Annotated in this window: 12 protein-coding genes; 1 reads left to right on the forward strand and 11 read right to left on the reverse strand. The window is 56.2% G+C overall.

The window, feature by feature from the left end; genetic code table 11:
• Window positions 1-295 precede the first annotated feature (295 nt).
• Window positions 296-1,045, forward strand: coding sequence for a LytTR family DNA-binding domain-containing protein (locus tag RUE5091_RS12825; protein ID WP_058282332.1), 750 nt, complete (start codon window positions 296-298; stop codon window positions 1,043-1,045).
• 6 nt (window positions 1,046-1,051) lie between these two features.
• On the opposite strand, the gene pdeM is transcribed toward RUE5091_RS12825, so the two are convergent.
• The 11 genes from pdeM to RUE5091_RS12880 form a co-directional block, all read right to left on the reverse strand.
• A complete protein-coding gene (gene pdeM, locus RUE5091_RS12830) occupies window positions 1,052-1,714 on the reverse strand; it encodes a ligase-associated DNA damage response endonuclease PdeM (protein WP_058282333.1) in 663 nt (220 codons plus the stop codon).
• A 41-nt stretch (window positions 1,715-1,755) separates the two neighbouring features.
• Window positions 1,756-4,167, reverse strand: a complete 2,412-nt coding sequence (locus RUE5091_RS12835) for a ligase-associated DNA damage response DEXH box helicase (RefSeq protein ID WP_058282334.1) — start codon at window positions 4,165-4,167, stop codon at window positions 1,756-1,758.
• 40 nt (window positions 4,168-4,207) lie between these two features.
• A complete protein-coding gene (locus tag RUE5091_RS12840) occupies window positions 4,208-5,515 on the reverse strand; it encodes a DUF8689 domain-containing protein (protein ID WP_058282335.1) in 1,308 nt (435 codons plus the stop codon).
• A 117-nt stretch (window positions 5,516-5,632) separates the two neighbouring features.
• A complete protein-coding gene (locus RUE5091_RS12845; RefSeq protein WP_058282336.1) occupies window positions 5,633-6,178 on the reverse strand; it encodes a prepilin peptidase in 546 nt (181 codons plus the stop codon).
• A gap of 3 nt (window positions 6,179-6,181) precedes the next feature.
• Window positions 6,182-7,033 carry a tetratricopeptide repeat protein gene (locus tag RUE5091_RS12850; protein ID WP_058282337.1) on the reverse strand — a complete coding sequence of 284 codons (852 nt, stop codon included), beginning with the start codon at window positions 7,031-7,033 and terminating at the stop codon, window positions 6,182-6,184.
• Between the two features lie 31 nt (window positions 7,034-7,064).
• Complete coding sequence (locus tag RUE5091_RS12855; RefSeq protein ID WP_370732262.1) at window positions 7,065-7,613, reverse strand: tetratricopeptide repeat protein; 549 nt, start codon at window positions 7,611-7,613, stop codon at window positions 7,065-7,067.
• A gap of 40 nt (window positions 7,614-7,653) precedes the next feature.
• Window positions 7,654-8,634 carry a type II secretion system F family protein gene (locus RUE5091_RS12860; protein WP_058282338.1) on the reverse strand — a complete coding sequence of 327 codons (981 nt, stop codon included), beginning with the start codon at window positions 8,632-8,634 and terminating at the stop codon, window positions 7,654-7,656.
• 10 nt (window positions 8,635-8,644) lie between these two features.
• Window positions 8,645-9,613 carry a type II secretion system F family protein gene (locus RUE5091_RS12865; RefSeq protein WP_058282339.1) on the reverse strand — a complete coding sequence of 323 codons (969 nt, stop codon included), beginning with the start codon at window positions 9,611-9,613 and terminating at the stop codon, window positions 8,645-8,647.
• An 11-nt stretch (window positions 9,614-9,624) separates the two neighbouring features.
• Window positions 9,625-11,058, reverse strand: a complete 1,434-nt coding sequence (locus RUE5091_RS12870; RefSeq protein ID WP_058282340.1) for a TadA family conjugal transfer-associated ATPase — start codon at window positions 11,056-11,058, stop codon at window positions 9,625-9,627.
• 25 nt (window positions 11,059-11,083) lie between these two features.
• On the reverse strand, window positions 11,084-12,316 hold the full coding sequence (locus tag RUE5091_RS12875) for a CpaE/TadZ family protein (RefSeq protein WP_058282341.1): 1,233 nt from the start codon (window positions 12,314-12,316) through the stop codon (window positions 11,084-11,086).
• A gap of 198 nt (window positions 12,317-12,514) precedes the next feature.
• Window positions 12,515-13,144 carry an OmpA family protein gene (locus tag RUE5091_RS12880; RefSeq protein ID WP_058282342.1) on the reverse strand — a complete coding sequence of 210 codons (630 nt, stop codon included), beginning with the start codon at window positions 13,142-13,144 and terminating at the stop codon, window positions 12,515-12,517.
• Between the last annotated feature and the right edge of the window lie 3 nt (window positions 13,145-13,147).

Consider the following 13,147-nt stretch of genomic DNA (forward strand, 5'->3'; position numbering starts at 1 on the left):
ATGACCATCGCCTGCCTGCTGGCCAACACACTGACCGCCTGCTGCCGCGCAAATGGCCTGCCAGAACCCGAAGGCCTGACAGCCTGACTACCGATTGAATTAAACTGAATGATTGGGTCAAAGAGTAAAGCACTCTTTGACCCAATTGCTTTCTAAAGATTGAATTAAGTTTTCGATACCGGGTTTGAATGTAATATCATTCAATGATAAACAAGTCTTTCCAGCTGGTTACGAATAAGTGGCATTGGCCACGTGGCGTTGGGCTGGGTCCTGTAGGCTTGTTGGTTGAGTGTGTATGACCGCGGAGGCAAATACAATTCTGGCTAAACTCACGTTACGCCGAGTAATTGCAGGTGTAGCCTTTCCGCCTTTGCTGGCCAGTGCGTTTCAACCTTTTCCGACCATCTATCTGACCTATCCACAACGGCTTGTGTTCTGGATTGGGGTGATGGGTTTGGCCTTGTGCGTGACCTGGATCGTCAGACAAGTTGCCCAGAAATACTTCGTTCAGGCGCATTTCACTTGGCGAGATTTTGCTTTGGTTTTGGTCATTCTAGCGCTTTTCGTGCCATCCGTTTGGCTTATGTCCTATTTGCTGTTTACCGTCGGCGGGCAGCGGGCACCAGATGTGCTGGCGGTGATACCCTATGGTGCATTGTTTGCAACCGGTTTGGTTCTGACGCACGGGCATAGACAGGTGAATGAGACAGATTCCCCTCATATCGTGCGACCATCGCCACGCCTGACCAAGCGCTTGCCGGAAACATTTTCTGGTCAGATCTATCGCCTGACCGGTCGAAATCATGCAATTGATGTTGTGACGTCGGAAGGGACGTTTACCATCCGGTCCCGTCTTACTGATGCAATTGCCGAGATGGAGCCGATACCCGGGCATTGTACGCACCGGTCTCATTGGGTGGCAGACTATGCCATCACCGGAGTCGAAAAGATAGAGGGCAAAACATATCTACGCCTGGCCAACACCGACCTGGTTCCAGTCAGCCGCAAATACAAACCCGAGCTTGAGCAAGACGGTATCATCTGAATCGCCTCATCTGGGCATGGGAATGATCCGAGGCTGTGGCCCGGTCAGGATGGCCATGGCCTGCTCGCTCATCAGCCCGTCAAATATATGATCCGAACTACGCAACCCGCCGGTATAGGTGCCGTAGGCCGGCAGTATTAACCGTGTCTGGTCTATCAAAAAGGCAGGGCGTGTGATTGATCGGCCCCGTGCGTTCAGCCGTGCTTTGGGGTGATAGTGACCGGACACTTCGCTTTGGGTCAGGGGTTTCGCGATATGGCGGAATGTCAGCGGTCCAATCAGACATTCAGACATGTGTGTGCCGCCCAGATCAATCGGGCCGGGGTCGTGGTTGCCTTCGATCCAGATCCATCGCCGACCGGCTTGCAGGGTCGTGATATCGCGCTGATCGGACGCTTCCATCGCGAGCGACGATTGCAAGTCATCGAAACTGTCGCCCAGACAGATAACGGTGGCAGGATTGGTTCGGGTGATGTCTGTAGCCAGCCGGGTCAGGGTTTCACGGCTGTCATAAGGCGGCAGGGTTGGTCCACCCCTGCGCGCGATGCGCTCGGATTTGCCCAGATGCAGATCGGACACGCAGAGCAATTGCTGATCCGGCCACCATAGGGCCCCGGATCCCAATGCGCTGAGGGTTTGCCCCGCAAAAGAAAACGCGACTTCGTTCATGGTCCGTTCTTTGCGTGTTTCACGTTTGGGCGCAAGTAATATCAGCCCGGCGCTAATCCTGCTGCCTGCAACAGGCGCGCGCTTTCCTCGGCCAGCAGCCGTTCCTCGGCGGCACCTTTGACCGGAACTTTACCAACCTCAAGGAACAGCGGGGCGGCAAGGGGCGACACGCGGTCCAACCGCAACAGATCAATCCGGTCTCCGATCCGGGCAATCATCGTTTCGATCCGCCCGAAATCGACCAAGCCGCGCATGGCTTCTTCACGGGTGATCTGCATCAGCAGATGGTTGGGGTCGTACTTCAGCAAGGTGTCATAGAGGATATCCGAGGAAAACGTCGCCTGACGCCCGCTTTTTCGCTGACCGCCAGTATTTCGTTCGATCAGCCCGGCAATCGTGGCCGAGGCGCGAAAGGTCCGTTTCATCACCGCATTTCCGGCCAGCCAGGTCTCAAGCCCGTTACGCAGGGCGTCCAACTGAAACAACGGGCGTGGGTCGGTCACAGCATCCAGCCCCCAGATCAGCGTTGCATAGTCAGTGGCGACAAACCCAAGCGGGGCGAGCCCGGTTTCTTCCATCCGTTTGGTCAACAACAGGCCCAGCGTCTGCTGCGCGTTCCGTCCGGCGAAACCGTAGACACACAGGTTCTCGCGCCCATCATTCGGAAAGCTCTCGATCAGCAACCGGTCGCGTTGGGGCAGACGGGACATGTCGCGCTGCAGGGCCAGCCAGTCAGCGGTATGTTCGGGCAGTTGCGGCCAGTCAGGCTGAGCGAACATTCGTAGGATGCGGTCACTCAACTGTGTTGAGGTCGCGAATTTCGTGCCCGCAAAAACCGCAACTTTCGGTTTTCTGTCCGCACGGCGGCTGACTTCGACCACCATCTCGCGCAAACCTTCATAGCGGACAATTTGCCCGCCGATCAGAAAGGTTTCTCCGGGTGTCAGTGAGGCGGCAAACGCTTCTTCCACCTCGCCAAGTGGCTTACCGCCGCGATTGCGTTTCAGGCGTACTTTCAGTGTGTCAGTGTCCTGAATGGTGCCAAGATTCATACGGATACGCTGCGCCGCGCGTGGGTCACGTAGCTGCCACTGTCCGTCCGGACGTTGTTGCAAGCGTTGCCAACGATCATAGGCCCGCAGGGCGTAACCGCCGGTTGCGCAGAACTCCAGACAGGCATCGAACTCATCACGGGTCAGCTGCGCATAAGGTCCGGCTGCGGTCATTTCGCCGAACAGTGTTTCTGCATCGAACGGGCCTGCAGCTGCCGCGATCAGGATATGCTGACACAACACATCGCGGGGGCCGGGGCCGCGCGGGTCGCCGTCCAGATCATGCGCCCTGGCGGCCTCAAGCGCTGCGACGCATTCCACCACCTCAAAGCGGTTTGCAGGCACCAGCAGGGCCTTGGAGGGCGCGTTATAGCGGTGGTTCGCGCGTCCGATCCGTTGCACCAGCCGCTTGACGTTCTTGGGCGCGCCGATTTGGATCACAAGATCTACTTCGCCCCAGTCGATGCCCAGATCCAGACTGCCGGTGCACACGATGGCGCGTAGATCACCCCTCACAATGGCGGCCTCGACCCGTTCGCGTTGCTGGCGGTCCAGACTGCCGTGGTGAATGCCGATGGGCAGACCGTCATCATTGGCCAGCCAGAGGTTGTGAAAGAAAATCTCGGCCTGTGCGCGGGTGTTGTGAAAGATCAGCGTGGTTTTGTGTTGTTTGATCTGCTCAAGCACCGCCGGGATCGAATAGGCCGCGCCGCCACCGGACCATGGCGGCATTTCCTGCGTTTCCAGCATGCGGATATCCGGATCAGGCCCGGGATCGGCCTGTACGATCTGACAGGGATCAGGATGCCGCGCCAGAAATTGCGCAATGGCCTGTGGGTCCTCGACCGTGGCCGACAGCCCGACCCGGCGCAGGTCTGGGCACAAGGATTGCAGTCGCGCCAAGGCCAGCATCAACTGATCGCCGCGCTTGCTTTCGGCCAACGCGTGGATCTCGTCAACGATCACTCGTTGCACGCCTGCGAACATCCGCGGTGCGTCCTCGTATGAGGTCAGCAGAGCCAGACTTTCCGGCGTGGTCAGCAGAATATGCGGTGGGTCCACGCGTTGTCGCTTTTTCTGCGTGGCTGAAGTGTCGCCCGTGCGATCCTCAATCCGGATGGGCAGGCCTATCTCATCCGCAGGCCCTCGCAAATTGCGGCGGATGTCGGCGGCCAGCGCTTTGAGCGGAGACACATAGATCGTGTGCAGACCCTTATGCGCGCCATCTGCCAGTTCGGCCAGTGTTGGCAGAAACCCGGCCATGGTCTTGCCACCCCCGGTTGGTGCGATCAGCAACGTGGCCGGGTCCGAAGCCCGGTTGAACATGTCCTGTTGATGGGGGTGGATGGACCAGCCCTTGGAGGCAAACCAAGCTGTGATCCGGGCGGGAATCTGCGTCATACGCGCAGATTACCCGGCCCTTTACCGAAATGGCACGGCGTTAATTGACGATTGTCTCGTCTTTGACGAACATGTTGGACCACGCGCGGTCGATCAGGTCGGGGCTCATCTGATAGGGGATGCCCTCAAACTCACAAATCGAGATCATCTGGTCGATCAGGAAGATCGGCTGATAGTTGGCGTAGATGTTGTTGATGGTCGGATATTTGACCTTCAGCAAGTGCACTAGGGCGGCTTCATCCAGCGGCATGCCGCGTTTACGGGCCACCATGGCAAAGATTTTCAGGAAATTCTCCTGGTTCGGGCCGTCAATTTTGATTTTGAAGAAGATCCGGCGCAGGGCCGCTTGGTCGAAAATCTCGTTCGGGTGGAAGTTGGTCGAGAAGATAACCAGCGTGTCGAAGGGAACTTCGAATTTTTCACCCGATTGCAGGCCAAGGATATCCTTGCTCTCTTCCAGAGGAACAATCCAGCGGTTGATCAGGGCCTGAGGTGGTTCCTGCTGGCGGCCAAGGTCGTCCACAATGAAGATGCCGCCGGTCGATTTCAGCTGCAGTGGCGCCTGATAGGTTCGCGCCGTTGGGTTATAGACCAGGTCCAGCATGCTGAGAGACAGCTCACCACCCGTCACCACGGTCGGTCGTTCGCATTGCACATAGCGCGTGTCGAATCGTTTGCGGCGACGCAGGCTATTGGGGTCGTCGGCTTCCTGTTCAATTGCGGTGTGAACAATCGGGTCATAGACCGTGATCACCTGACCGGCATATTCAATGGCGTAAGGCACATAGACATTATCGCCCAAAGCATCGCGAATCCCGTTTGAAATTGAGGATTTACCGTTACCCGGAGGGCCGTACATCAGCACCGAACGCCCTGCGCTGACCGCAGGGCCCAATTGATCCAGAAGGCTGTCGGGCAAAACCAGATGACCCATTGCGCCGACCAACTGGTCACGGGTCACCTGAATGTTCCGGATCGACTGGCGTTTTACCTGTTCGCGGTAGACGTCCAGCGGCACGGGCATGGCACCGAAATATTCTGACTGACTCAGTGCGTCCAACGCGCGAGCCTTACCGGCATCGGTCAGTTGATAACCCATCTCGTTGCCGCTGTTAGCATTCAGTGTGCCGGTGGCCTCGATCAGCTTTTGTTCGCGGGCCATGTCGATCAGTTCCTGCGTGACGGCGCCCGGCAAACAAATCGCTTCGGCGATCTCGGACACGGTGTCCACGTTCTTGCGGAAGATCGTTTTCAGCATGATGTCGCGCATCATGACGATGGGCAGTTTCATTTCGCCCAGACCCTTGGGTGCAGGGGGGGCCATTACCGAAGTTGTCTGCATATTCATGAGCGTCGCCCGTCTATCCAGTATTCGTACCAAAAGCCCCCAAAAGGGCCACTTAGGGAAAATCTGGCCCGGCTTTGTGGCATCACCAAGGCGGGGACAAGGCGGGTTAATGATAGTTTACGAGCCGTAAACAGTCCCTAGCATTAGGTAAATTGCCAGGCTGCCTCCCAAAGGAAAGCCCATTGGAAAGTGCTTCGTTCTGTTCCAGCTTTCCCAATTTGGCGCCACATTGCGCAACGGGGAATGCATGGCCAGACGATGCGTTGCAAAAGCTGCCAGCGTGGTTGCAGTCAGAATTAGAACGACCAATCCCCAATCGCCTGTCCAGACAAACGGCGACGCCGCAGCCATAAACTTGGCGTCACCGGCCCCCAGAACCCCAGCGGCGTTCAACAGGATGCCCAGGATCAACACGATCACGATATGCAGCAATTGCCAAACGTATGGGGGCAGGGCAATTGAGACCGACCAGATATTGAGCGATGTCCACTCGGTCGACCAAGGGGGAAGAACCAACAGACCGACAACAGCAAAAACGACAGTCAGCGCAACAACAGCGTGATTCTTGATCAGCATGTCCCGCAAATCCGTGAACGCGACGTAAAAGCAAATTGGCAGGACAAAGGGCAGAAACCACAGCGCAGCAAACGCAGGGATACTCATCAATCAGGCTTCCTCAAGCGCGCGGAGCGAGCGGACGGCCTCGTCATAGTGCTGAGGGTGGGTGGCAATGGCTTCGCGGAACAGGTTCTTGGCCGTGGTCACGTCCCCCTGCTTGACCGCGGTGATACCCATCGTGTTCAGCAGCCGCGCCCGTTCCACCTGTGTCATGGGAACAACCGGCATGTTGTAATTCCCTTGTGCGGCCCGGGCCAGAACAAGGTTGTTCTTGGCAGTGAACAGGGATTGATCCTGACGGATCGCTTCGGCGAACAGGCGTTCGGCTTCGGCAAACTGGCCGCGCGTCAACTTGGAATAACCCCAGTTGTTCATGACACTGCCGGGGCGTGTCGTCAGGCCCACCGCAGTCTCATAGAAGTGGTCCGCGCGTTTCCAATCCTGTTTGGAGTCGGCAACCAGGGCCTCGAGGCGATACCGTCTAAAGGATTCAAAAGTGGGTGGAATGGAGTTCAGAACCGAACTAGCCTGATCCCAATTCCCGGCACGGACAAGCGCATCAGCATATTCAAGCTTGTCGACATTCCCAGCGCCTTTCATCGTCGTCACCTTCTTCCAGGCGGAGACGGCTTCGGTTGATCGCTTTGCACGAGACAAGGAAATCGCCAGCCCTCGCTGCAGGTCGATCCGGCCGGGGTTTTTGGCGGCTGCACCTTGGAAATATGTGACTGCCTCATTCGGGTCGGCGGCGGTTAACAGAACCTCGTTCAGGTTGGTCTCGTCAATGACGTTGACCTCCTGATAGGTGCGCTCGACCTTTTCTTCTTCGGTTTCTTTTTCGCAGGCCGACAGGATCAGCCCACACATCATAATTGGCGCAATCAAGAATTGTTGGCGCATTTTTTTGCGTCCCTTACTGCTCTTGCCTATTTTACGGGAGCTTGCGCAGCTTGAATTGCCCGTCGCCTTGCTGCTCCAACGTGTATTCTTGTTCTTCTGCCGTAGTATTAACAGGATTTTCCATTTTTGCGAGCGCTAAGCGCAGATTGTCCCGGATTGCGTCACTTTCGCCATTGTCCAGCGCAAAGGCGCGTTTAAAGACCTGCGCGGCTTCAGGATATTCACCCTTTTCAACCAGAACAACGCCCAGATTGTTCCATGCAACAGGCCAGTCCGGGTTGTCCTGGATGGCTCGACGCAGCAGGGTTTCGGCTTGTCCCAAGCGCCTGAGGCCCAGATTTGCTGTTCCCATCGCTGTCAGGATTTGCGTGTTCATTCCCTGATCTAGCGCTGCCCTGGCAAAGGAATCCAATGCGAGTTCGAATTCACCGGCAGCCATCAATCGGTTTCCAACCGTAATTTCGTCGACGCCCTGACCTTTCGGATCAATTCCGGGGACGTCCAGATCATCAGGCGACCCCGTTTCAGTGCAAGAGGCCACCATGGCGATTACCATGGCGGCCTTTAGCATGTGGCGCATACCGTAGTGGGTGCGTCTGAAGTCTAAGATTCGGGGATTATCAATTGCCCGCCGCAAAATCAGCGATTCCTTTTGCCGAAGGTCCGACCAGAATAACCAGCAAAGGTGGTACCGTCAGCATCATTGTGGCAAGAGTCATCTTGGTTGGCAACTTGTTCGCGGCCTCTTCGGCGCGCATGACCCGTTTGTCGCGCATCTCGCTGGCATATACCCGAAGCGCTTCGGCAATTGAGGTGCCGAATGTAGAGGATTGGATCATCACGGTTACGAATGAGCTGACGTCCTGAACACCACAACGGGTTCCGAAATCACGCAAAACGGTGTCTTTGTCTTTACCAGCCTTGAGCTCATAAGCGACAATCTCAAACTCGTGTGCGATATCGGGGTAGGAGGCCTTCATCTCGCTCGCAACACGCACGATGGCCTGATCCAGCGACTGCCCGGCTTCTACGCAAACCAGCATAAGGTCCAACGTATCGGGAAATCCGGACACAATCGCCTCGTTGCGCGCGGTAACACGTCGGGTGATCCAGTAGCGCGGCAGAAAATAGCCCGCGCCGGCCGGAACAAGAACCCTAAGAGCCATTTGCTGGCCTGTGAATTCTTGACCGCCTGACAGCACGGTCACCAGCATGACGCCGACCAAAATACCCAGAATGCCCAACGCGAATTGCGCAAAGTGGAAGAACCGCACCGCATCCTTTGAATGGTAGCCTGCTTGACGCAGCTTAAGCTGCATCGCTGACAGTTCGTCTTCGTTCTGCGGCTCAAGGAAGGTCGCGAACTTTTCAAGCTGCTCGTTGCGGCTGGCGTTGCGAAGCTTATCCTTTTTGGACTTCTTGTCGATCTTTGGAGCTGCCGTGGATTTCTGCAGCTTTTTCAGCGGATCCTCTGGCTGATTCAGCATCAGAGTGACTGCGATAATGATCAGGAACAGCCCCAGCACGCCGACCAAGATGAGCGGTCCGAATTCGCCAAGGTACTGTTTGATCAGGTCGTTGATTGGGGCCAAAATTTCCATTGCAATACCCTCAGACCTTGATGTTGGTAAGAACGCGCATAACGATCAGGTTCAGCGTCAGCATGATGCCTACGAAGAAACAGGCCGGGATGAACCAAGGATGATCAACCACGTCGTCATAGTAGTTGGGGTCCGTCACCATAATGAACAGCAGACAGAAAAGCGGGAAACCGGACAGAAATTTGCCAGACCATTGTGCCTCGGCCGTGATTGCTTTTACGCGTCGGAACAGCCGGAAACGGGCGCGGATCACCTTGGCCAGACCAGCCAGAATTTCAGCCAAGTTGCCCCCTGATTGCTGCTGGATACCCACAGCCACAGCCAGAAAGCGAAGATCCTGCATGTCTAGGCGTTCTGCCAGGTCGCTTAGTGCTTCACCCACGTCCCGGCCATAGGCGCATTCATCGGCAATGACGCCAAACTCGGTTCCCAACGGGTCCTGAACTTCGTTTGCGACAATCTGAATCGACGACACAAAAGGGTTACCTACGCGCAGAGAGCGCACCATCAGTTCAACCGCATCGGGCAGCTGTTCTTCCATCATGCTCATACGTTTGTTAGCTTTGCGGCTAACCCAGGCGTAGACACCGCCGATACCGATGGCTGCGGACAATGCCACCCGCAGAACCAATTCCGTCGCGGTGCCGACGCTTAAGCCCACAAAAGCAAAACCCGACAACAGGATCATGACCAAGATCAATTGCTTCGGTGTGAAGGCAATCGCGGCTTTCTGCGCTTTGTCAGCCAACAGCGAATAGAGCGGGATGCTCTGTGTCTTCATATGCTGCTGCATTTCCTTGCGCAGCTGTTCCAGCACCTGTTCCCGCCCGACACCTTTCTCGAGCATATCAAGACGCCGGTTCACACGGCTGTTCAGGCTGATGGATTTGCCGAAAGCAACAAGATAGATGCCTTCGACCAGAGCGAACACCGCGACAAAGATCACGACATAGATGAGCGCCTCAACAGGCAATTGCATTGTCAGATCTCCTACATATTCGTTGGTTCATAGACCGAAGCGGGCAAGTCAAAGCCCCACAGGCGGAAGCGTTCCGAAAAGTGGCTGCGCACGCCGGTCGCGGTGAAATGACCGATGATTTTGTTATCTGGTGTCAATCCAACACGCTGGAATTTAAAGATTTCCTGCATCGAGATCACATCGCCTTCCATGCCGGTAATCTCGGTGATTGACGTCATCCGCCGCGAACCATCCTGCAGGCGACTGGCCTGCACAATCAGGTTCACGGCTGATGAGACCTGGCTGCGGACCGCTTTGATCGGCATTTCGATCCCGGCCATCGCGATCATGTTTTCCAGACGCGAAATCCCGTCCCGCGCCGAGTTGGCGTGGATTGTGGTCATCGAGCCGTCGTGGCCGGTGTTCATGGCCTGCAGCATGTCGATCACCTCGGCGCCACGCGTCTCACCCACGATGATGCGGTCAGGACGCATACGCAGGGCGTTTTTCAGACAGTCGCGCGGGCTGACCTCACCTTTGCCTTCGACGTTGGGCGGACGGCTTTCCATCCGACCCACATGGGTCTGTTGCAGCTGAAGTTCCGCCGTATCCTCGATTGTCAGGATGCGTTCTGCGTCATCGATGAAACTGGACAAGGCGTTCAGCGTGGTGGTTTTACCCGAACCCGTACCACCTGAAACGATGATGTTCAGACGGGTTGACACGGCGGCCTGAAGATAAGCGGCCATTTCTTCGGTAAAGGCACCGAAATTCACCAGGTCATCGATGCCCAGCTTGTCTTTTTTGAACTTACGAATTGAGACCAGCGACCCATCAACCGCAATCGGTGGCACCATCGCGTTGAAACGCGAACCATCGGCCAGGCGGGCGTCAACATATGGGTTGGATTCATCAACCCGGCGACCCACAGCGGACACGATCTTGTCGATGATTCGCATCAGGTGCTTTTCGTCCTTGAAGGTGATGTCGCTGATTTCCAGCCTACCGTCGCGCTCCACAAAGATCTGTTGCGGACCGTTGACGAGAATATCGTTGACGGAATCGTCTTGCAGCAAGGTCTCAAGCGGGCCAAGACCCGTCACCTCGTCATACAGTTCCTTGTTTAACTGCGAGCGGTCCTCGCGGTTCAGAACGATATTACGGGATTCCAGGATTTCGTTGACAATTGAGCTGATTTCCGCCCGCAATTCGGCTTCGCTCGCGTTCTCAAGTGCCGCCAGGTTAAGGTTTTCCAGCAATTCGCGATGCAGTTCGATCTTGATCTCGCCGAGACGCTCTTTGCGCTTGCGATCACGATCTGCAGCCACCGGTTCGGCAGCTTTTTTCTGTACGGGCCGCCGCGCGACAGCATTGGCTGCAGGCTTTTGCTCCGTCTTAGGTGCGGGTGCTGCTGCCGGGGTCTGAACCGGCTGCGCTTCGGGCTGTTTCTTGTAACGTGAAAACACGGCGGCTCTCTCCCTTTAGTACTGGTTACGCGGCTTCAGCGTCGCTGCTGCCCAAACTGTGAAGTGATTTCGCAAGCTTCGCGATTTCGCGGCGCAACGGATTTTTTACGGCCGCATTGGCCAGCGGCTGTCCGTGGTCGCCACTCTGCATGACCGGCTTACCGCCATCTGGCAATTGCAGGTCAATGGATATACCCAGGCTTTCACCCATCCGCTTGACTCGGCCCTTACCGTTCAAGTCGGTAAATTTCGGGGCGCGATTCAGGGCAAAGCGCAATTTGTTGAAGGGCAGTTCTTCGGCCTGAAGCGCACGTTTCAGGCGCAGCGCATTCTGGGCCGAACGCATATCCAGCTCAATCATGGCAAAATACACATGTGCCGACTGCAAAACAGTTTCAGACCAGTGAACCAGCGTCGAGGGCATGTCCACGATCACATAGTCAAAGTTTCGCCGGGCTGTTTCGATCACGCGCTGAATATCTTCGGGCGTGATCAGGTCCAACGGAACCATGTCTGAGGGAGCGGTCAGAACATTCAGCTTTTCCTCATAAGTTTGAAGGGCTTGTGAGAAAACGTCGTCATCCATGGCGGATGTGTCTGAAAGCATCTCAAAAACGGTTTCGCGTCGCGGTAAGTCCAGATAGGTCGACACCGTGCCGAATTGCAGGTCCAGATCCAGCAAACAGACCGAAGGTGCGTCCTTGTCCGATACGGTGGCAAGTTCCCAAGCTAGATTGACTGCCATCGTGGTTGACCCGACGCCTCCGGCGAGGCCGTGCACTACAAACAGGGCACCTTCTTTCGATTCCCCCTGGGCCACAGGGGCTGCGGCCTGCTGAACGGCAACCGGGTCGGGTTGGTTCATCCGGGCAATTGCTTCCTGCAATTCACCTTCGGGCAGAGGGTAGGGGACGAACTCGTCCGCGCCTTTGCGCAATAGCTGATGCAAAGAAGCTGGTGTTACATCTTCTGCGATCAGAACGATCTTGATCTTCTTTTCTTTAGCCCGAGTGATGATCTCACCCATCAACGACAGGTTGTCTTCGTCTTCGCCGTCAATTGCCAGGGCAACGAACTCAAGAGAATCGGCATCTGGCTGGCTGAAAAACGCGAGAGCTTCGGCAAAACCGAGATCACCCCAACTTTCCCCCAGCACGGCCTCCATATCCTCGATCAGAAGGTCGAAATTCTGGACGTCACGGCTGATGGTGCAGGCCAGAATGGCGTTCTTGTCATCTTGTGGCGATGCGCTTGTCATTAACACAATCCTTGTCGCGAGAGCCTGGCGACCCAGAGAATCCGAAGAGTCCGCCTGGATCGGTCTTGCCTCGTCGCGGCCAATCCCGGCCGCAGGTCACCTAATTGTTGAAAATTTGGCTTGGAACTTAGGCAAGATTTAGGCGCAAAAGTACCAATTGTAGGGAAATGGGCGACGATGTCGCCCATTTCCTATGGATTATTCACCAGTTTCGTCCGCAGAAACGTCGCCACGCTGGATATAGCTTTCGCGTGTCGCGCTCGCGACATACTCGCGATAGATCACCTCAGCGTATTTGCCGTCCAGCAGCTGTGGATTGCGATCCACAAAGCCTGACACTTCGGTCACGGTGCGGCGGTTGCGCCGATCTCTGTCCGGAGTGTCGATGAGCGGGCGCGATTTTCCGAACGATACGACCGCCTCAAGCCGGGACCGCGAGATCCCCTGCCTGGTCAGGAAGGCGACCGCCGCATTGGCGCGCCGCTGACCCAGAGCCTTGTTGTAGCCCGTCGAACCGACAGCGTCCGTATGTCCGTAAACACGGAATCGTGCTTCGGGGAACTGTTTGATCCAATCGGCCTGACGCAACAGGACTTGTTGCGCTGTCGCATCCAACTGTGCGCTGTCAAAAGCAAAGTTGATCTGCGTCGGAACTTCGGCTGCGAATCTCTGACCCAGAATCTGAGCATAGGTCAGTTCGCCATTCATGACCTGAACATTGTTCAGGGTCGCGTTGCCGAATGCGCCTTGGTCTACTTCATATCCGGCCTCACGCGTACAAGCGGCGACAGCGACTGAAAGACCTAGTGTGATGATCCACTTCTGCATTGG

This window comes from Ruegeria denitrificans (genome assembly GCF_001458295.1).
Lineage (GTDB): Bacteria > Pseudomonadota > Alphaproteobacteria > Rhodobacterales > Rhodobacteraceae > Ruegeria > Ruegeria denitrificans.

Excerpts from the sequence above, each read along its gene's own strand:
- RUE5091_RS12825 (WP_058282332.1), top strand. The coding sequence starts at position 296 with ATGACCGCGGAGGCAAATACAATTCTGGCTAAACTCACGTTACGCCGA.
- pdeM (WP_058282333.1), bottom strand. The coding sequence starts at position 1,714 with ATGAACGAAGTCGCGTTTTCTTTTGCGGGGCAAACCCTCAGCGCATTG.
- RUE5091_RS12835 (WP_058282334.1), bottom strand. The coding sequence starts at position 4,167 with ATGACGCAGATTCCCGCCCGGATCACAGCTTGGTTTGCCTCCAAGGGC.
- RUE5091_RS12840 (WP_058282335.1), bottom strand. The coding sequence starts at position 5,515 with ATGAATATGCAGACAACTTCGGTAATGGCCCCCCCTGCACCCAAGGGT.
- RUE5091_RS12845 (WP_058282336.1), bottom strand. The coding sequence starts at position 6,178 with ATGAGTATCCCTGCGTTTGCTGCGCTGTGGTTTCTGCCCTTTGTCCTG.
- RUE5091_RS12850 (WP_058282337.1), bottom strand. The coding sequence starts at position 7,033 with ATGCGCCAACAATTCTTGATTGCGCCAATTATGATGTGTGGGCTGATC.
- RUE5091_RS12855 (WP_370732262.1), bottom strand. The coding sequence starts at position 7,613 with ATGCGCCACATGCTAAAGGCCGCCATGGTAATCGCCATGGTGGCCTCT.
- RUE5091_RS12860 (WP_058282338.1), bottom strand. The coding sequence starts at position 8,634 with ATGGAAATTTTGGCCCCAATCAACGACCTGATCAAACAGTACCTTGGC.
- RUE5091_RS12865 (WP_058282339.1), bottom strand. The coding sequence starts at position 9,613 with ATGCAATTGCCTGTTGAGGCGCTCATCTATGTCGTGATCTTTGTCGCG.
- RUE5091_RS12875 (WP_058282341.1), bottom strand. The coding sequence starts at position 12,316 with ATGACAAGCGCATCGCCACAAGATGACAAGAACGCCATTCTGGCCTGC.
- RUE5091_RS12880 (WP_058282342.1), bottom strand. The coding sequence starts at position 13,144 with ATGCAGAAGTGGATCATCACACTAGGTCTTTCAGTCGCTGTCGCCGCT.